Source organism: Microcoleus sp. S13_C5 (genome assembly GCF_036700845.1).
GTDB lineage: Bacteria > Cyanobacteriota > Cyanobacteriia > Cyanobacteriales > Microcoleaceae > Microcoleus.
Genome location: NZ_JAUBPR010000005.1, coordinates 1 through 19,458 on the forward strand (window position 1 = coordinate 1; position 19,458 = coordinate 19,458).

The 19,458-nt window shown below is 46.9% G+C and carries 14 protein-coding genes, 1 tRNA gene, 1 pseudogene and 1 other annotated feature; of the genes and pseudogenes, 11 read left to right on the forward strand and 5 right to left on the reverse strand.

Annotated elements, in window-relative coordinates; genetic code table 11:
* On the forward strand, positions 1-117 hold a 117-nt coding region (locus tag QUA04_RS02545; RefSeq protein WP_333253610.1), incomplete at its 5' end, for a transposase.
* Positions 118-400: 283 nt separating this feature from the next.
* On the opposite strand, the gene QUA04_RS02550 is transcribed toward QUA04_RS02545, so the two are convergent.
* Positions 401-1,501 carry an alpha/beta hydrolase gene (locus QUA04_RS02550; RefSeq protein WP_333253464.1) on the reverse strand — a complete coding sequence of 367 codons (1,101 nt, stop codon included), beginning with the start codon at positions 1,499-1,501 and terminating at the stop codon, positions 401-403.
* Between the two features lie 163 nt (positions 1,502-1,664).
* Between QUA04_RS02550 and QUA04_RS02555 the strand changes: the two genes are divergently transcribed.
* Complete coding sequence (locus QUA04_RS02555; protein WP_333253466.1) at positions 1,665-6,473, forward strand: amino acid adenylation domain-containing protein; 4,809 nt, start codon at positions 1,665-1,667, stop codon at positions 6,471-6,473.
* Positions 6,474-6,624: 151 nt separating this feature from the next.
* Positions 6,625-10,674 (forward strand): amino acid adenylation domain-containing protein, encoded by a 4,050-nt coding sequence (locus QUA04_RS02560; RefSeq protein ID WP_333253468.1) that lies wholly within the window; start codon positions 6,625-6,627, stop codon positions 10,672-10,674.
* 316 nt (positions 10,675-10,990) lie between these two features.
* On the opposite strand, the gene QUA04_RS02565 is transcribed toward QUA04_RS02560, so the two are convergent.
* Entirely contained in the window at positions 10,991-12,364 is a 1,374-nt protein-coding gene (locus QUA04_RS02565; RefSeq protein WP_333253470.1) for an inorganic phosphate transporter, read from the reverse strand.
* Between the two features lie 67 nt (positions 12,365-12,431).
* Between QUA04_RS02565 and rplS the strand changes: the two genes are divergently transcribed.
* Both rplS and QUA04_RS02575 read left to right on the forward strand, forming a co-directional pair.
* Entirely contained in the window at positions 12,432-12,815 is a 384-nt protein-coding gene (rplS, locus tag QUA04_RS02570; protein WP_242721249.1) for a 50S ribosomal protein L19, read from the forward strand.
* A 134-nt stretch (positions 12,816-12,949) separates the two neighbouring features.
* Positions 12,950-13,022 (forward strand) — tRNA-Trp (locus QUA04_RS02575).
* A gap of 58 nt (positions 13,023-13,080) precedes the next feature.
* Here QUA04_RS02575 and QUA04_RS02580 read toward each other — a convergent pair.
* A complete protein-coding gene (locus QUA04_RS02580) occupies positions 13,081-13,275 on the reverse strand; it encodes a hypothetical protein (protein ID WP_333253473.1) in 195 nt (64 codons plus the stop codon).
* Positions 13,276-13,346: 71 nt separating this feature from the next.
* On the opposite strand from QUA04_RS02580, the gene secE reads away from it, so the two are divergent.
* From secE to rplL, 6 genes are all read left to right on the forward strand, one after another.
* Positions 13,347-13,580: a preprotein translocase subunit SecE gene (secE, locus tag QUA04_RS02585; RefSeq protein ID WP_332980948.1), complete on the forward strand. Its 234-nt coding sequence runs from the start codon at positions 13,347-13,349 to the stop codon at positions 13,578-13,580.
* Complete coding sequence (gene nusG, locus QUA04_RS02590; protein WP_333253475.1) at positions 13,577-14,215, forward strand: transcription termination/antitermination protein NusG; 639 nt, start codon at positions 13,577-13,579, stop codon at positions 14,213-14,215. The genes secE and nusG overlap by 4 nt, the downstream gene beginning before the upstream one ends.
* Positions 14,216-14,218: 3 nt before the next feature.
* A complete protein-coding gene (gene rplK / locus QUA04_RS02595; protein WP_006635588.1) occupies positions 14,219-14,644 on the forward strand; it encodes a 50S ribosomal protein L11 in 426 nt (141 codons plus the stop codon).
* Positions 14,645-14,888: 244 nt separating this feature from the next.
* Entirely contained in the window at positions 14,889-15,602 is a 714-nt protein-coding gene (rplA, locus tag QUA04_RS02600; RefSeq protein ID WP_190663916.1) for a 50S ribosomal protein L1, read from the forward strand.
* A gap of 108 nt (positions 15,603-15,710) precedes the next feature.
* Positions 15,711-15,884: a sequence feature (ribosomal protein L10 leader region), on the forward strand.
* A 29-nt stretch (positions 15,885-15,913) separates the two neighbouring features.
* Positions 15,914-16,522, forward strand: a complete 609-nt coding sequence (gene rplJ / locus QUA04_RS02605) for a 50S ribosomal protein L10 (protein WP_333253477.1) — start codon at positions 15,914-15,916, stop codon at positions 16,520-16,522.
* Positions 16,523-16,660: 138 nt separating this feature from the next.
* Positions 16,661-17,053 (forward strand): 50S ribosomal protein L7/L12, encoded by a 393-nt coding sequence (gene rplL / locus QUA04_RS02610; RefSeq protein ID WP_333037133.1) that lies wholly within the window; start codon positions 16,661-16,663, stop codon positions 17,051-17,053.
* A 179-nt stretch (positions 17,054-17,232) separates the two neighbouring features.
* Here the strand turns inward: rplL and crtD are convergent, their stop codons facing one another.
* Positions 17,233-18,849, reverse strand: coding sequence for a C-3',4' desaturase CrtD (crtD, locus tag QUA04_RS02615; protein ID WP_333253479.1), 1,617 nt, complete (start codon positions 18,847-18,849; stop codon positions 17,233-17,235).
* A gap of 179 nt (positions 18,850-19,028) precedes the next feature.
* Positions 19,029-19,458: pseudogene (locus QUA04_RS02620) on the reverse strand (CopG family transcriptional regulator); the annotation flags it as partial.

Here is a 19,458-nt window from a genome sequence, read left to right on the forward strand (position 1 = left end):
ACAAGTGGCGTTATGGAAGGGATAAATAATCGAATTAAGTTAATTATGCGACAAGGATATGGCTTTTCAAACTTTGATAATTTTCGAGAACGGGTATTAGCTTGCTTCTCTAATTAGATAAAAATATCACCGTAAGTTCTGGAGAACCGATGAAACTATCGGGGCAAGGGTAAACTATCAAGAGTGTTTCCTCTATCTTTTCTCCTCGCTGTGCTTATCTTAATGGTCAACTTTCAGCTTGATGTATCTGCAAAAGTGAGATGCACCCGGGCGTCCCGCCCGAAGGCGTGTATTTTCCCAGCAGGCGGGACACCAGACAAGAACCATCATCAAATTGTGCAACGCCGAGTTTTAAGGTATCCCCAGCCAGAACCTACAGGATTTTAAGTCACATTTTTAGTCACGAAATTTCAGTGCAGAATGCCCTGACAGCATCCGCAAACTGCTGGTTATGCTCGATTAATGCCATGTGTCCTCCTTTTTGTATCGTAACTAGCTCTGCTTGAGGTAATTCTGCTTTCATTCGCAGGCTAGCTGGGGGGGTAGTGGCGATATCTGAATCGCCGCAGATAACCAACACTGGAATGTCAATTGATGGCAAAGTTTTTGTTTCGTCAAATTTGAGCATTCCCAGTGTGCCGCGAGCGAGAACGCCGGGAGAACCCAAGGCTGATAAGAAAGCTGAGAAATCTAATTGACCGCGTGTTTCAGTGCCTTTAAATCCCGATACTTCTACACTGATGTACAGTGAACCATTGAGATAGCTCAGCCAAGTCATTCCCCACATAATCGGTTCAAGAGCTATGGTGAGATAAAGCAGAGGTTGGAGCAGCGGCTTCTGCAAAGCGCGTAATAAACCGCTAAAAATAGCGGTTTTGAGAGGATTAGTATAAGTCGTATCTACCAGAATTAAACCAGCTACTCGACTACCGAGAAGTTCGGGAAAAAGCCGGCTGAATGTTAGAGAAATCATGCCGCCCATGCTGTGTCCGAGTAGGATAACAGGTTTAGTTCCTGCTATGGCAATGACGGCTTCGAGATCGCGGGCAAATTTTTCTAGGGAATAGTCGCTGTTTTTTGGTCGAGTGGATTTTCCCAAACCTGGAAGATCCCAAACAATCACTCGGAAGCGATCGGTTAGTTGCCGTTTCGCGTAATACCAAACCATACTGTTGGGCCCCCAACCATGTGAGAGGATAATCGGCTGTCCGTCCTCTGGGCCGTAGAATTCTACTTGTAAAATAGTGCCATCAGGCCTCTCAACCCGCTGCACCGTACCCGTCCGCGTCGGCTTGGGTTCGTCAGCACCGGGGCGGCGGAACAACGGCAAACTGATAAAGCGGCCGCCAACAGACCAAAGAACCATCAAGACTCCGCTGACTAAGTAGGAAATCCCTACAAGTTCGCCTATGTAATATTCATAGACAATGTATATACCTCCGCCAAGTACCCCGACGGACAGCAATCCCACCAGCCATAGAAACAGGAAATTGAAGGGCATGAACGGCATAAGCTGAAACCTTGGGTAGAATTTGGGTTGCGGATTCACACAGAATCATACTCAGGTTAGGCCACAGTAAGCAAGCGGTAAGTTAAGCTCTTAATTTGTGCGCTGGTGGAATTTAATTTATTGATTTGCCCAAGTAATGACAGGATAACTCAAAATGTCCGAGCCAAAAATATCGAGTTCATCGCCAAATGCCAGAGATTCTGTCAGGGTGGAGTTAGTTGAGTTTTTATCTTACCTTCGCAGTCTAGATATTAATATTTTTATTGAGGGATATCGCCTGCGCTGCAACGCTCCCGAAGGAATTATTACACCCGAACTGCGCGCCGAAATTTCTCAGAGAAAAACCGAAATAATTTCATTTTTAAAAGCAGCTAATCGTACTTCTAGTATCACTCCTACACCGATTGTTCCGATGGGGCGGGACGGAAATCTACCGCTTTCCTTTGCACAGCAGCGCTTGTGGTTTCTCGACCAATTAGTACCGAACAATCCTTTTTATAATGTTCCCGCAGCATTGCGTTTGACAGGTTCGCTCAATTTTGCAGCGCTGCAACAAACCTTCAATGAAATTGTGCGCCGCCACGAAGCTTTACGCACGACTTTAGCAGTAGTTTCGGGCCAAGCTGTTCAGAGAATAGCTGCCGCTTTCCACCTCGCGATTAATGTAGTGGACTTGCGAAATTTGCCAAAGGAATCTCGACACACTGAAGCAAACAGGCTCACCACTGAGGAAGCTCAACGCTCTTTCAATTTGTCCCATGACTTGTTGCTGCGAGTCACATTATTGCAGTTAGATGATGCCGAATATTTATTAATGCTGAATATGCACCACATTGTCTCCGATGGTTGGTCTATAGGAGTGCTAATTCAGGAATTAGGCGCACTTTACACGGCATTTGCTAGCGAAAAACCTTCGCCTTTACCGGCTTTGTCGATCCAGTATGCTGATTTTGCAAAATGGCAGCGCGAATGGCTGCAAGGGGAAGTTTTAGAAACGCAGCTTGCTTACTGGAGACGGCAGTTAAACGGCATTTCTATGCTAAATTTGCCTGCCGATCGACCCAGGCCAGCAATTCAAAGTTACCGAGGCAAAAGGCAATTTTTGCAACTGCCAAAACAACTGAGCGAGGCTTTAGAAACGTTGAGCCAGCGCGAAGGAGTGACGCTGTTTATGACTATGCTGGCAGCTTTTAAAACGTTGCTTTACCATTACGCCCAGCAAGAAGATATTGTTGTAGGTTCGCCGATCGCCAATCGCAACCGCAGTGAAATAGAAGCATTAATCGGTTTTTTTGTCAACAGTTTGGTGCTGCGTACAGATTTGTCGGGAAATCCAACTTTTCGGGAACTTTTAAACCGAGTCAAAGAGGTAGCATTAGGAGCTTACGCTCACCAAGATTTGTCGTTTGAGAAGTTAGTAGAAGAACTGCATCCCGATCGCGCGTTGAACCAAAATCCCTTATTTCAGGTGGCGTTTGCGCTGCAAAACGCGCCGGGGAATCGGTTAGAATTGCCAGAATTAACACTCAGCCCGCAGCAGTTAGATGTGGGTACAGCGCGGTTTGATTTGGAGTTTCATTTGTGGGAGCGATCGCCCGACAGCTCGGGAAGCAACCAATCGCCCAGCAATAAGCTGTGGGTTGATAGCTCTCTGGGCATCAGCGGCATGGTTATTTACAGCGCCGATTTATTTGATGAAGCTACGATTACCCGCCTGATCGGGCATTTTCAAACCTTGTTAGAAAGCATTGTGACAAATCCAGAACAGCGCATAGCAAACTTGCAATATTTGAGCGCCCAAGAGCGCGATCATTTGTTAGTTGAATGCAACAATACTCAGGCGGATTATCCGCAAGATTTGTGCATCCATCAGCTATTTGAAATGCAGGCGGATCGGACACCGGATGCGGTGGCGCTGGTATTTGGAGAGGAGCGAGTCACCTATCGAGAGCTAAATATCCGCAGCAACCAACTAGCACGTTATTTGCAAAAAATTGGGGTTGGGGCGGAAGTTTTAGTCGGGCTTTGCTGCGGGCGATCGCTCGATCTGATCGTGGGGATGTTGAGTATCCTGAAAGCGGGAGGAGCTTACTTAATTTTAGATTCGAGCTATCCTGCTGAGCGCTCGAGCTTTATGGTAAAAGATGCTCAATTATCTGTTGTGTTAACTCAGCAGCAATGGATAGAGAATTTGCGCTCGCCCAATTTACAGATAGTTTGTTTAGACACAGACTGGGAGATGATTTCCCAAGAAATCGCCGACAATCCCACCAGCGCAGCCACAGCCGAAAATCTGGTTTACGCGATTTACACCTCCGGGTCCACGGGAAAGCCGAAAGGAGTTGAAATTGAGCACGGGAGCTTGTTAAATCTCGTTTTTTGGCATCAAAGAGAGTTTGGGGTGTCAGTGGGCGATCGAGCCACGCAAATTGCAGCGATCGGCTTTGATGCTTGCGGGTGGGAAATTTGGCCTTATCTCGCCGCCGGAGCTAGCATCTACTTTCCAGAAGATGACATCAGGCGAGATCCTGAAAAACTGCAAAACTGGTTAGTATCAAACGCAATTACAATTAGCTTTTTGCCAACACCTTTAGCCGAGAAAGTTTTGCTATTAGATTGGCCTCAAACAACAGCGTTGCGAATCTTGCTCGCAGGCGGCGAAAAACTGCAACAACATCCTTTAAAATCCCATCCATTTAAGCTAGTAAATAATTACGGCCCAACCGAAAACACCGTCGTCACAACTTCCGGTTATATTCCTGTAACAGAGCAAACAGACATCGCCCCGACAATTGGCCGCCCCATTGCTAACACTCAAATCTACATATTAGACAAATATTTGCAGCCCGTACCAATGGGGGTTGTTGGCGAATTGTACATCGGCGGAAACGGACTCGCTCGCGGCTACCTCAACCGCCCAGATTTAACTGCACAAAGCTTTATTTTCAATCCTTTTAAACCAAATTCAGGAGAGCGAATTTACAAAACGGGCGACTTAGTGCGCTACAGAGTTGATCGCAACCTTGAATTTTTAGGACGCATTGACGAACAAGTAAAAATTCGCGGTTTCCGCATCGAATTAGGAGAAATCGAGACACAATTAACTCAACATCCGGCGGTGAAGCAAACTGTAGCAATAGCTTCGGAAGATGGACAGGGAGATAAACGTTTAGTAGCTTATATTGCCCTGAATGCAGAATATAGCAGTACCAGCGAAAAAAGCCAAATAATGCAATTGCAGGACGAACAGGTTTTGCAGTGGCAAATGCTCTACAATGAAACTTACAATCAACCTGCTGGTGACTCAGATCCAACCTTTAATATTGTCGGCTGGAATAGCAGTTATACTAATCAGCCAATCCCAGCAGAACAGATACGCGACTGGGCGAAAAATCAAGCAGCCCAAATTTTAGCTTTGCAGCCTAGCCGAGTGTTAGAAATTGGCTGCGGCACAGGTTTGTTGCTGTTCCAAGTAGCGCCTCGCTGCACTCAATATTGCGGAACAGACTTTTCCCCTATTTCGCTCAACTATATTCGGCAGCACTTGGCAAATCAACAGTTAGCTAATGTAACGCTGCTTCAGAAAATGGCGACTGACTTTGAGGGAGTAGAGACAGCAGCTTTTGACGCAGTAATTCTCAACTCTGTCGTGCAATATTTCCCGAATATCGACTATCTCGTGCAGGTGCTAGAAGGTGCGGTGAAAGCAACTGCACCTGGCGGCTTTATATTCATCGGAGATGTCCGCAGCTTGCCGCTGCTGGCAGCTTTTCACGCTTCGGTACAACTGTATCAAGCCGAACCTTCTCTCGCGGGCGAACAGTTGCAGCAGCGAGTACAAATGCAAATTTTTCAAGAAACAGAGTTAGTTATTAAACCAGATTTTTTTAGTGCATTAAAGCAGCGCTTTCCGCAGATTTGGGGCGTAGAAATTCAATTGATTCGCGGTAGTTACCACAATGAGTTAACTGATTTTCGGTACAATGCTATTCTGCATATTGCGTCTGAAACAGCACGCCCAAAATCATCGCCAAAAGGGGAGTGGGGCGCCGAAAAACGGCTGGATTGGTTGGATGAAAATCAGAATCTGAGTGTTACCACGGTGCAACAAATATTATTGCAAAATCAACTCGATGTTTTAAGAATTGCTAATGTGCCTAATGCGCGGATAACGGCAGCAGTTAAGGCGGCAGAATTGCTGTCTGTTGTCGATAAATTTCCCACAGCAGGTCAGTTGCAGAAAGCCGTAGAAAAAGTCGATAATTTAGGAGTAGATCCCGAAGCTTGGTATGCTTTGGAAGTTCCGTATAATGTTAATATTAGTTGGTCTAATTCCGACAGTCAAGGGCGCTACGATGTAGTGTTTGCACGGGGTGAAACCAGAGATTTTGTGCGAGAAACCAGAAGCGATAACTTGCGTCCTTGGCGCTCTTATGCTAATAATCCCTTACAAGGTAAAGTTGCACGGAAATTAGTGCCACAGTTGCAGGCTTATCTAGCAGAAAAACTGCCGGAATATATGGTTCCGTCGGCTTTTGTGGTGCTGGAGTCGCTACCGGTGACGGCTAACGGAAAGGTCGATCGCCTCGCTTTGCCTGCACCGGAGCCGATTAAGTTAGAATGGGCTGGCGGTTATGTTGCGCCTCATACTTCTATCGAGGAAGTTTTAGTGAAAATTTGGGCTGAGGTTTTGGGGATAAAGCGAGTGGGTATCCGGGACAATTTCTTTGAATTAGGAGGCCATTCGCTGCTGGCGACTCAGCTTGTTTCGAGAGTGCGAGATGCTTTCGCGGTAGAGTTGCCTTTGCGCCGGGTTTTTGAAGCGCCGACAATTGCAGAATTATCTAAGATTGTTGAGAGTTTGAAAGATAAGAATGCTAAAAGTGATGCTCCGGCTTTAGTGCCGATTTCGCGCGATAGTCGGCGGCGGAAGCTATCATCTTTTAATAGACCTATTGCATAATTTTTTGATTGATAGAGCGACCGCAGATGAAGGGCAGATTAACGCGGATAAACGCAGATAATTTTAAGATTGTTTTTGACTTTGGCAAGATGTCGAGTCGAGAAAGTAAATAAAAAGGATGGCTGTTGAACAGGATGCAATTTAGATAAATATGCAGCAAGAAACAGAAGTTTTTGTATTTCCAGCATCGTTTGCTCAGCAGCGGCTTTGGTTCCTCAATCAATTAGCACCGGGCAATCCTTTCTATAATGTTTCAACAGCGCTCCGCTTAACAGGTTCCCTAAACTTGATCGCCTTAGAGCAAACCTTCAACGAAATTGTGCAGCGGCACGAAACTTTACGCACCACTTTTACGCTTTTGGAAGGGGAACTCGTACAAATTATTGCTCCCATTTTAACTGTATCCCTCCCCACAATTGACTTACAAAAGCTCTCCCCAAATCAGCAGCAAACCGCAGCACTGCAACTCGCAACCGATGCAGCACAATGCCCTTTCGATTTAGCCGCCGGCCCGTTATTCAAAGTAACGCTGTTACAACTCAGTGAAACAGAACATATATTGTTGCTGAATTTACATCATATTGTGGCTGATGGTTGGTCGATTGGAGTGCTAATTCGAGAGCTAGGAACGCTCTACACAGCATTTGTAAAAAATGGGATCTCGCACTTACCAGCACTGCCCGTGCAGTACGCCGACTTTGCAGAGTGGCAGCACCAATGGTTGCAGGGCGAAGTATTAGAAACGCAGTTAGCTTATTGGCGACAGCAGTTAAACGGAATTACCACACTCAATCTACCAACAGACAGGCAAAGACCAGCCGTTCCATCCTACCGCGGCGCTAAACAATTTATAACACTATCACCTGCTTTGAGCGAGGCGCTAAAGTCATTGAGCCAGCAAGAAAGCGCGACTTTATTTATCACTCTACTAGCCGCTTTTCAAACTTTGCTGTACCGCTATACAGGACAAGTAGATATTGCAGTAGGAACGCCGATCGCCAATCGCAACCAGAGCGAATTAGAAGCATTAATCGGTTTTTTTGTCAACAGTTTGGTGGTGCGTGCAGATTTATCAGGAAATCCAACTTTTCGGGAACTATTGCATCGCGTAAAAAACGTCGCAATGGCAGCCTACGCTCACCAAGATTTGCCCTTCGAGAAGTTGGTTGAGGAAATGCACCCCGATCGCGAGTTGAGTCGCAACCCCCTATTTCAAGTTAGTTTTAGCCTGCAAAACACTCCTATAGCAGCGCTAGAATTGCCGGGAATTGCTTTCGAGGCGATCGACTTTGACGCAGGAACCGCCAAGCTAGATTTAGAGTGCCACTTGTGGGAAAATGCAGGAAGTATTCAAGGGCAATTTGTCTACAGCACAGACTTATTTGATAGCCGCACAATTGCGCGCATGGTGGGACATTTCCAAAGGCTGCTTGAAGCCATTGTTGCCAATCCCAAACAGCACCTCAGCGACTTGGCTTTGCTGACAGCGCCAGAATACCAGCAATTATTAATCGATTGGAATGACACTCAGAGAGATTATCCGCACAACCAGTGTTTCCATCAGCTATTTGAAGAGCGAGTCGCGCGATCGCCCGATGCTGTAGCCGCCGTCTTTGAAAACCAGCAGTTAACCTACCGCCAACTCAACAGCCTAGCCAACCAACTTGCACATTACTTGCAGCAATTGGGAGCAGCACCAGAAGTTTTAGTGGGCCTTTGTGTAGAACGTTCCTTAGATGCGATCGTCGGATTGCTAGGCATTATCAAAGCAGGCGCAGCCTACCTGCCTTTAGATCCAACTTATCCTCAAGAGCGACTTAACTTCATGTTAGAAGACGCTCAGGTGTCGATTTTGGTAACTCAGCAGCACTTAGCCCAAAACTTGACGCAGCAGGAAAATTACGGAGTTTTTTCAGTAGTGTGTTTGGACTCCGACAGAGAAATTATCGCCCGACAAAGCCCAGAAAACCCAACTACAAATATTTTACCCAAAAACCTAGCCTACGTCATTTACACATCTGGTTCAACCGGAAAACCCAAAGGCGTTCTCATCGAACATCGGGGACTATACAACTTAGCCCTAGCTCAAATAGAAGCTTTTAACTTAAACTCAAATCACCGCATTTTGCAATTCGCCTCTCTGAGTTTTGATGCCTCAATCTTTGAGATTGTCATGGCCTTGGGAACCGGAGCAACACTTTACTGTGCCAAGAAAGAATCTTTGTTGCCAGGACAAACATTAATCCAATTTTTGCAGGACAATGCTATTACCCACGCTACCCTCCCGCCCTCGCTGCTAGCTGTCCTTCCAAACGCCGAACTTCCCGCACTGCAAACAATCATCTGTGCTGGCGAATCCTGTTCTCCGGATATTGTTAAACGCTGGGCTTCTGGGCGCAGATTTTTTAACGCTTACGGCCCTACAGAAGCGACTGTCTGGTCAAGTTTGGCCGAAATTGGCGAGCGCAAAAAACCGCCAATCGGACGCCCAATAGCTAACACTCAACTCTATATTTTAGATGAAAATTTACAGCCTGTACCCGTTGGAATTCCCGGTGAATTGTACATCGGCGGCAGCGGATTGGCGCGAGGCTACCTGAACCGCCCCGAATTAACCGCCCAGCGATTTATTGCTAATCCGTTTAGCCAGAAAGCAGGAGAACGAATTTATAAAACTGGTGACTTAGCTCGCTATTTTCCCGACGGCAATATTGAGTTTTTAGGCCGCACTGACGAACAGGTAAAAATTCGCGGTTATCGAATAGAATTGGGAGAAATTGAAGCGCGGCTGGTTCATCATCCAGCAGTCAAAGAAACAGCGGCGGTTGCTGCGGATGATTTGTCGGGCAACAAACGCCTAGTTGCTTATGTCGTCCCCAATCACAATCAGACGCTTAATTCTGGGGAAATACGCAATTTCCTCAAACAACAACTGCCCAATTACATGATTCCCAGTGCTTTTGTGGCGATGGATTTTCTGCCCCTAACTCCCAATGGCAAAATCGACCGCCTGCGCCTACCTGCACCGGGAACTCTAACTAGCAATTCAATAGATAAAAGCTGCATTGCACCTCGCACACCAACCGAATCAACCCTCGCCCAAATTTGGGCCACAATCCTCAACGCAGAGTGCGTTGGCATTCGCGATAACTTCTTCGATTTGGGTGGAGATTCCCTGCTGGCAATCCGCCTCATCAATGAGATTAACCAGCAATTTGAGCGCGAGTTGCCGCTGTCTGCTCTTTTTTTAAATCCGACAATTGAAGGTTTAGCCGATTCCCTAAATTCAGAAACAAATTCTCTGGAATGGTCGCCTTTAGTTGCAATTAAGCCTCGCGGTAAAAATCCCCCGTTCTTCTGCGTCCATCCCATCTTTGGCGTCGTGTTTCCTTATGTCGAGTTAGCATTTCAACTAGGAGGAAATCAACCGTTTTACGGGCTGCAACCAAAGGGGATTGACGGCGAAAGTTCTCCGCTAACTAGCATTGAAGACATGGCGACTGACTACATCGCAGCCTTGCGTACCGTTCAACCAAAAGGGCCTTATTTTTTAGGAGGCTGGTCTTTTGGAGGTTTGGTTGCTTTTGAGATGGCTCAACAGTTGCTCGCAGCGGGGGATGAAGTGGCTTTACTTGCTGTGCTGGATACTTTAGCGCCGGTTTCTGCTAACAAACCTTCTTTTTGGGACGGTTGCAAGTTTATTCTGACTACTGTTTCGCGCTCTATCTGGCCTTTTGTAGTAGATTATTTTCGCTTGGTGGCTGCTGCAGAAAATGTTCAAAGTGGCGGTATTGCTGCCAAATTTCCGACATTAAATAAGATGCTTAATTTGGTAGCTAATGTTTTGCATCGCTGGAATTGGAAACAGGCCGTTATGGTTAGCATCCTATCTCAGGAGTCAAAAGAACGGAGCTGGCGCGAGCTGGCAATTCCCTCAATGTTTACTGTATTTCAGGCTAATAGTCAAGCAACTATCAGTTATGTACCGAAAATTTATCCGCAGCGAATTACTCTGTTTAGATCGAGGGAACAGCTAAGCATAAGTCATCAAGATCCGACTCTTGGCTGGAGCGAATTAACGGCTCAAAAAGTAGAGGTGATTAGGGTTCCTGGGAATCACCTGACTATGCTGAGAAAGCCCTGCGTCGAGGTGCTGGCTCAACAGCTAAAGCATTGCTTGGAGAAGGAATTAAGTCATTGAGTGGCCCGCGTGCTGGTGTGCCGCAACCGGGTTTGATATGGGAAATTATTATTAGTGATGAAGAAGTGGGCAATCTGATGTCCGGTATAATCACTGTTATTACGTTTCTGTTAGCATAGGAATTATTCCTATCTCTCCGATCTTCATCTGCGTGAATCAGCGTCAATCCGTTGTCATCTGCGGTTAATATTCTCTTTTTTTTACCGCAGATACAGGCAGATAAACACAGATTAACGCAGATGAATTCTATCGCACTATCCATCCGTGATTGTTGACTGATGACTGTTCTGAAATGCCTCAATCTAAAATCTAAAATCTAAAATTGCCCAATGGATTGCGCGATGCTGAAGATGATAGCACCCAAAGCTCCTGCGATCGGAATTGTCACCAGCCAAGCCGAACCAATTGACAGCAAAGTTTCCAAGCGTACTGTTTTCCAAGCTTTGATCAGCCCGACTCCGACAACTGCACCGACTAAAGCGTGGGATGTGGAAACTGGCAAACCGAAGCGGGATGCTAGCAAGACTGTGGTGGCTGTGGCTAATTCCGCGCAAAATCCGCCGCTGGGTTGGAGTTCGATGATCTTTTCGCCGACTGTGGCTATTACATTTTTGCCCCAGATGGCTAAACCGATGACTATTCCTGCGCCTCCGACGACTAAAATCCACAGGGGAACGCTGAAATCTTCTGAGGGAAAGGCACCTGTGCGCCGGATGTAGGCGATCGCAGCTAGGGGAGCAACTGCATTTCCTACGTCGTTGGAACCGTGGGCAAATGCTACAAAACAGGCGCTCAAGACTTGAAATCTTGCCATTTGTTGCTCGATGAGAGTGTGGGGGAGTGTTGGAGTGGGGGAGGATTTTGTACTTGGGCCGAATCCCTTATCCCCTTTTGCTTCTTCCTTCTTCCTTCTTTCTTCTTGCTTCTCAACTGATTCTAATTTTTTCCAGCTATTGAGTGTGAGGCCGATCGCAGCTATTGCCCCGATGCCAATCACAATATCGTGAATTGGTAGATTCCAGCCAAATCGATCGTGCGCCGCGGCGAGCGCCCCTGTCTGCACGAAAGCGACATTCACAACAGACGGCAGTACAATTATCCCAAATACGCTCAGCAGTGCTGAACTCAGCCAAGGTATCCACTCGCGCATTTGAGATAGAGGATCTGGCCGATCGAGAATCGAATACTTCACCACACTGTAAAATAGCGCGGCTAAAGCACCGCTAGCAAAAGGTGTCGCCACCCATGTTAGGGAGATAGTGCCGATGGTTCCCCAATCAACTGCATTAATTCCGGCTGCAACACAGCTAAAACCCGCGATCGCGCCCACCACTGCATGGGATGAAGAAACCGGCAAACCTCGACTGGTAGCGATTTGCAGCCAGATCCCGCAAGCTATCAGCACTGACACCATCCCGATTAAAAATACTTGCGGTTGGGCAGCGAACACTTGTGCATTCACAACTCCTGTTGCGAGAGTTTCGGAAACTCCTTGCCCGAACAGCACTGCGCCGGAAAATTCCAGTATGCCTGCAACAATTATTGCCTGCTGCAGCGTTAGCGCCTTCGAGCCTACGGATGTTCCCATCGAGTTAGCGACATCGTTGGCCCCCAAGTTGGCGGCGACGTACAAGGCCAGTGCAGCCATTGCCCCTAGTTGCAGAAATACGACTCCAGAGGTATCTAACATAGAAATTTTTTGACATAAAACGGGCATTTCGATATATGATAAGGGATTGTGAGTTTTGGTAAATCCCATGAAAGGCGCAGAAATAATCCGTTCTATAGAAACGGAAGAAATAAATAGAGTCAAGCAAGAACTCAATAAACAAGTCCCCGAAATTTACGTGGGCGACACAGTGCGAGTCGGCGTAAGAATTAAAGAGGGTAACAAAGAACGGGTTCAGCCCTACGAAGGGACTGTGATTGCCATGCGTAACGGCGGGATTAATGAAACAATCACCGTCCGCCGCGTGTTTCAGGGCGTCGGAGTGGAACGGGTGTTTTTGATTCACTCGCCCCGCATCGCCACGATCCAAGTGATGCGTCGCGGGAAAGTCCGCAGAGCAAAACTTTACTACCTGCGCGATCGGGTGGGCAAAGCTACTCGCGTCAAACAGCGGTTCGATCGCTCCCTGTAGGAATGCACCCAGCTTTCCCTTGGTTCATGGTTCATGGGAAATTGAAAAATTTCAAAAAAAAGTTTTCCATTTACGAGCGCACTGTGTTAAAATAGAAATCTAGAGGTTAAGCGAATTTCAGCAACCTCACCTGTGCGCTCTTAGTTCAGTTGGTAGAACGCAGGTCTCCAAAACCTGATGTCGGGGGTTCAAGTCCTCCAGGGCGCGCTGAATCACCAAACTTTAAATTCTGCCCGAAAGCGCCCGGATTATTGGCTGGCAACAGTCAAAACCGCAAACTTTCGGGTAGAATTAATTTTTGTGGGCGGTTCGCAAAAAATGCCATCAACAAATGCTCGGTGTGGCTTCTCGATCGTCGGTTTAGGCGATCGGCATTTACATCGTTGAAGGGTTGGGCTTGTAAAAAAGTGATGGCTTTGGATTTGAGATTTTGGACTTGAGCGTAAGTGGTTAGTGTCAAAAAATCTGAGAGCCGCGGGCCACTCACACCATCTAAAATCTAAAATCTAAAATCGCAAGGGGGATTGAATCGTGGCGAAAAAAGACGAAGCTCAAGAAACTCAAGAAATAACGGCGCCTGGGTTTAACCCTGCGGGTTTTTTTAAGGAAACTAGAGAAGAACTCGACAAAGTGGTTTGGCCGAGCCGGCAGCAGCTAATCAGCGAGTCTTTGGCCGTGCTTTTGATGGTAATCCTCTCAGCAAGCCTGATCTATTTTGTGGATAATTTCTTTAACTGGGGCGCGGGAAAGGTGTTTGGGCCATGACTTTTGCATCAGAAGAATCTGAGTATTCCACAGAAGCGACGGGACAGGCAGCATCGCCAGAGGTGCCGGAAATTGATGCTCGCTGGTATGCTGTTCAAGTTGCCTCTGGCTGCGAAAAGCGCGTGAAGGCAAACTTGGATCAGCGGATTCAAACTTTGGATGTTGCCGATCGCATCGTTCAAGTAGAAATTCCGCAAACTCCGGCGATCAAAGTCGGCAAAGACGGTTCCAGGCGGCAGTCAGATGAAAAAATCTTTCCCGGCTACGTACTCATCCGTATGTTTATGGACGAGGATACGTGGCAGGTGATCAAGAATACCCCGAATGTAATTAATTTTGTCGGGGCAGAGCAGAAACGCCGCTACGGGCGCGGCAGGGGTCACGTCAAACCGCTACCTCTGAGTCATTCGGAAGTAGAACGGATCTTCAGAAACGCTCAGGAATCAGAACCAGTTGTCAAAGTATCGATGTCTACTGGAGACCACGTTGTGGTACTTTCCGGGCCATTTAAGGATTTTGAAGGTGATGTGATTGAAGTTAGCCCGGAACGAAACAAGCTCAAAGTTTTACTCTCGATTTTTGGGCGCGATACGCCTGTAGAATTGGAGTTCAATCAGGTTCAGAAACAGAACTAACTAATGGCAAAGAAAGTTGTTGCAGTAATTAAGTTGGCGATTACGGCGGGAAAAGCCAACCCAGCTCCTCCGATCGGCCCAGCTCTGGGTCAGCACGGCGTCAATATTATGATGTTTTGCAAGGAGTACAATGCTAGAACCGCAGACCAAGCAGGTCTGGTGGTTCCGGTAGAAATTTCGGTTTTTGAAGACCGCAGTTTTACGTTTATTCTCAAAACCCCGCCGGCGTCGGTTTTGATTCAAAAAGCGGCTGGCATTGCTAAGGGTTCGGGAGAACCTAACCGCAAGCAAGTAGGGACGATTACACAGGCTCAGTTACGAGAAATCGCTGAAACCAAAATGCCTGACCTCAATGCTAATGATGTTGAGGCTGCTATGAAAATTGTGGCAGGAACGGCTAAAAATATGGGCGTGGCGATCGCGGATTAAAGGAAGAAGGAAGAAGGAAGAAGGAAGAGTTTTCCTAGTCCAAGTTCCAAATTGCTAATCCAAAATTCCTGATTTTGAAGGTAAAATCTTCAATCCCAAATCCAAAATCCAAAATCGATCGGTTCAGGGGGAGAAGCAAAGCTTCGCTAGTAACCGAAAACTGATAGATTTTAAGATTGTCCGATAGGTTCAATCTAAAATCTAAAATCTAAAATCTAAAATCGACTGACCCCAGGAGATAACAATGGCAAAGAAAGTATCGCGAAGACTGCAAGAACTTCAAAAGAAAGTTGAAGACAGACCTTATCTACCGCTGGAAGCTCTGCAACTTTTGAAAGAAACAGCAACCGCTAAGTTTGGCGAAGCTGCTGAAGCTCACATCCGTTTGGGAATTGACCCGAAATATACTGACCAACAGTTGCGGACAACTGTATCGCTACCAAAAGGAACTGGTCAAGTAGTCAGAATTGCGGTGATTGCTAAGGGCGAAAAAGTTAAAGAAGCTCTGAATGCCGGCGCGGATATTGCTGGTTCTGAAGAGTTGATCGATGAAATTCAGAAGGGCATGATGGATTTCGATTGCCTGATTGCTACCCCAGACGTGATGCCGTTGGTGGCAAAATTGGGTCGGTTGTTGGGCCCGCGCGGTTTGATGCCTTCTCCGAAAGGTGGCACGGTGACGACTGACATTGCTCAGGCGATCAACGAGTTTAAAGGTGGTAAACTAGAATTCCGTGCCGATCGAACTGGCATCGTTCATGTTATGTTTGGCAAGGCAGCTTTCTCAGCGGAAGATTTGCTGGTCAACCTTCATGCTTTGCAAGAAACTGTTGATCGCAACCGTCCTTCTGGTGCTAAAGGTCGCTACTGGCGCAGTTTGTACGTATCCGCAACAATGGGCCCGTCGATCGAAGTCGATATCAGTGCTCTGCGCGATACCAAACTTGATGCTGCGTAGAAAGAATTAAGCAGAAGGCAGAAGGTAAAAGACAGCTTCGGCTGTCTGTGTAAATCTCTCACAAGATTTGCGTCATAGCCTTGCTATGTCTGCCTTCTAGTGATAGCCTAATCAAAAATCAATAAGCTGAAGACCGCAGGTGCCGATCGCTTAATTTCCTGCCGAGGCTGAAGAAATAAAAACTCAAGACTCAAAGATTAGAAAATTTGTATTTTTTAATTCTGACTTGTTAATTTTTAATTCTCTGCCCCGGCTCGAAGGTCGGGGTTTTTGACGGGCAATTTTCTATCCTAAAAGGAGGTGAAATAAGTATGGGCAAAACTTTAGCGGTAAAAAATGAGATTATTGCAGACCTCAAGCAAACCTTGAGCGAATCTCAACTGGCGATCGTGATTGACTACACGGGCTTAACTGTTGCTGAAATCACAGATTTGCGTCGGCGTTTGCGTCCGAAAGGCAGCAGTTGCCAAGTGGCAAAAAACACGCTAATGCGAATTGCTGTTGAAGGCAACGAAACCTGGCAGCCGATACAGGAATTGCTGACCGGTACGTCGGCGTTTCTGTTCGTGCAAGAAGATATTGGCGGCGCGATTAAAGCTTACCAAGAATTCCAAAAAGTCTCTAAGAAGACTGAACTTCGCGGCGGCGTGATGGAAGGACGGGTACTGAAAGAAGCTGATGTTAAAGCATTAGCTGATCTGCCGTCGAAAGAACAACTCATGGCTCAAATTGCTGGCGCTATCAACGGTGTCGCAACCAAGTTGGCTGTGGGTATCAATCAAGTTCCTACTTCGATCGCTCGCGGTCTTAAAGCTTATGCTGAAAAAGACGGCGATTCAGCAGAAGTAGCAGCAGAAGCACAACCAGAAGCGCAACCAGAAGCGCAACCAGAAGCAGAAGCAGAAAGCGCATCTGTGTAAGTCATTAGTAATTAGTCATTAGTCCTCAGTCATTAGTATTTAGCAATAGATAGAAGACTGGAGACGAAAAACTAATGATGAATGAGCAAATCTCAAATCTGAAATCCCAAACCTACAATTGAATTAGGAGTTTAACGAATGTCTACTGCAACTGACGAAATCTTGGAAAAACTTAAGTCTCTGACTTTGCTCGAAGCTTCTGAATTGGTCAAGCAAATTGAAGAAGCTTTCGGCGTTAGCGCTGCTGCTCCTGTAGGCGGCATGATGATGATGCCCGGTACAGGTGGTGGAGCCGCTGCTGAACCAGTAGAAGAGCAAACCGAATTTACTGTCATGCTCGAAGAAGTTCCTGCTGACAAGAAAATCGCCATTCTGAAGGAAGTCCGCGCAATTACCGGTCTGGGTCTGAAGGAAGCGAAAGACTTGGTAGAAGCCGCACCGAAGGCAGTTAAGGAAGCTATTGCTAAGGAAGCTGCTGAAGAAATGAAGAAACAGCTTGAAGCTGTGGGCGCAAAAATTTCTATCAAGTAGTCAGAGAATGTAGTTGATATCAATTCCGGTGACACCGGAATTATGGTTGACTGTTGACTGTTGACTGTTGACTGTTAACTTTTGACTGTTGACTACTCCCTAAAATTAATCGCGCGATAGTTACATCTCTCGCGCGATTAATTATTTTTGGCGTCGGGAAACGGAATTGCCGTGTCCTCTTAGATTTTAGAGGCGGCTTCCATTTGCCGCACTACTGTTAAAGCTGAATAGGAAACGCCGGCAGTTCCTTCTCCGGGATGGGTGGAGTCGCCCACTAACCACAAGTTTTTAATTGGTGTGCGGTTGGCAAATCCGAAGGGCCCGAAAGTTGGTATTCGCTGCCCGATGCCGCCCACAACGCCTCTATCTCTCGCCGTGTAGCGGGCAAAGGTGCGGGGTGTGGCGGCTTCTTGGTGTACGATCGACTCTGGCGTCAAATTGAAATATTCGCTCAAACGGGCGATCGCCCCGACCGTATATTTTTGCTTCAATCCTTCATAATCAACCGAATTCCACCACATTCGAGTATCAGTAAATGAGGAAGCGATAATTGTCGCCATTCCCTTCGGTGCTCGGCCATCGCCCGGATGGCTGACAGAAACAAATAATGAATTATTCTCCCCAATCTCACCTTCGTAATCGTAGAGAAACTGAAGGTGCGGCGGACAATTTGCGGGAATTGCGCTTTCATGCACTCCCAAATATATCACAAAAGCACCGGATGCGGGCGGCAATTTATCAACTCGATATTTGTAGCCAGCCATTTGATTTGGGAGTGGGTTTGTTGTCTCCGAAGTCTCTGGTTTAACCGATAAATTATCTGTTGAATTTTCGGCAATCGGCTCGCCTGACAACAATTTTACTAGATTTTGCGCTGTCACGTTGGCAACAATGCGATCGGCTGTTTCTGTCCAAACTTCGCCGGTTTTTTGATTGCGAATCACTGTACCGGTGGCTTTGCCGTTGGCGGTGACAATACTTTCAACTGTGTGCCGCAATAAGACTTGACCGCCGTCTCGTTCGATCGCCTCTACAAGTCGATCGCTCAACACCTGCATACTTCCTTCTAGATGATACAATCCCTGTGGCTCTTGCGAAACTCCTAAAGCTGTCGCCGCGTAAAGTAGCGCCGTTTCTTCGGTATCCACTTGAGAATATAATTTTAACTGCAAATCCAGAAAAGTTTTCAATCGCAAATTGTCTCCCAACCCGCAAAGCCGCAAAGCATCTCCCACTGTCATAAAAGTGAAAGGCAAAGTAATTAAAGTATCGGGGCGAACAGCTTGAATTAATTGCCAGAAATCCCAGAAGTTTCTGGGCGGTAAAACTGGATCGCGCCCTTGAAAGTTCCAGCTAGCTTTGAACAATGCAGACAATAATTGCCAAAAAGGTTCGCTTCCAGGAAACTGCCGCTGCCTTTCTTCCTGCCACTTTTGCGGATCTCGCCACACGCTAATCGGTGCGGTTTCTCCCGGCAAAAACACCGCACAAGCGGGATCGCAGGGTGTCGCGGCGGGAAGTTCTATGTCTAATTCTGAGAATATTCGGTGGTGAATGCCTCCGGGTTCCAATCCTGCAACCTGCGTGGCGCCGACATCGAAGGTAAAGCCTTTGCGTTTGAAGGTGGAAGCGCATCCGCCGGGGACGATCGCCTGGTCTAAGACTAGCACTTTGTATCCTCTGCGGGCTAGCAGGGCGGCTGCTGTTAGCCCGCCGATGCCGCCTCCTATTACCGTGACGCGGCCCTTACTGTCTGGGGGACTGGGTTTGCCAAAAGGGGTGCGATCGCCTCTCATAATTTATTTATTGTAATATTTCTTAATAGTATGCTCATATTTTGCAATAAAAAGCTCTTGTAGCGACAGGTTGAAATCTATCGCTACAAGAGGAAGGAGGCCGAGTTTAGAGGACGTTTTAGAGGTAAAGTGCTCCGGGTGCACCCGGAGCGTTAGACTGTGCCGTGCTGATGAGAGAATCAGGAACGGCGCCACTTGTTGAGATAAGCTTCGCCAATCCCAGCCACAGCCTGCATTTGAGCTAGCTGTTCCCGTAGAGCTTTGATGGTTCTTAGCTGTTCTTGAGACTGTTGCTGCAAAGCGTCGTAATTTCGCTGTATCGCCGCACTCTGGCTCAATTGATTTTCTAGAGATTGCAACTTGCTTCGTTGAACTTGGAAGTCGCCGATCGCACTTGACTTTTCTGCTAACTCGTGTTGCAAAGATTCGTAACTCGACTTCGACACGGTTTGCTGCAATTGGCTTTCGAGATTTTGCTTTTCGGTGGCGAATTGCTGCTGCAAAGATTCCAGAGCACTGGATTTTTCGGCGACTTGCTGCTGCAAAGATTCGATGGAACTCGATTTTTCTGCTAGCTGCTGCTGAAACTCGTGTTCTTTTTCGGCGACT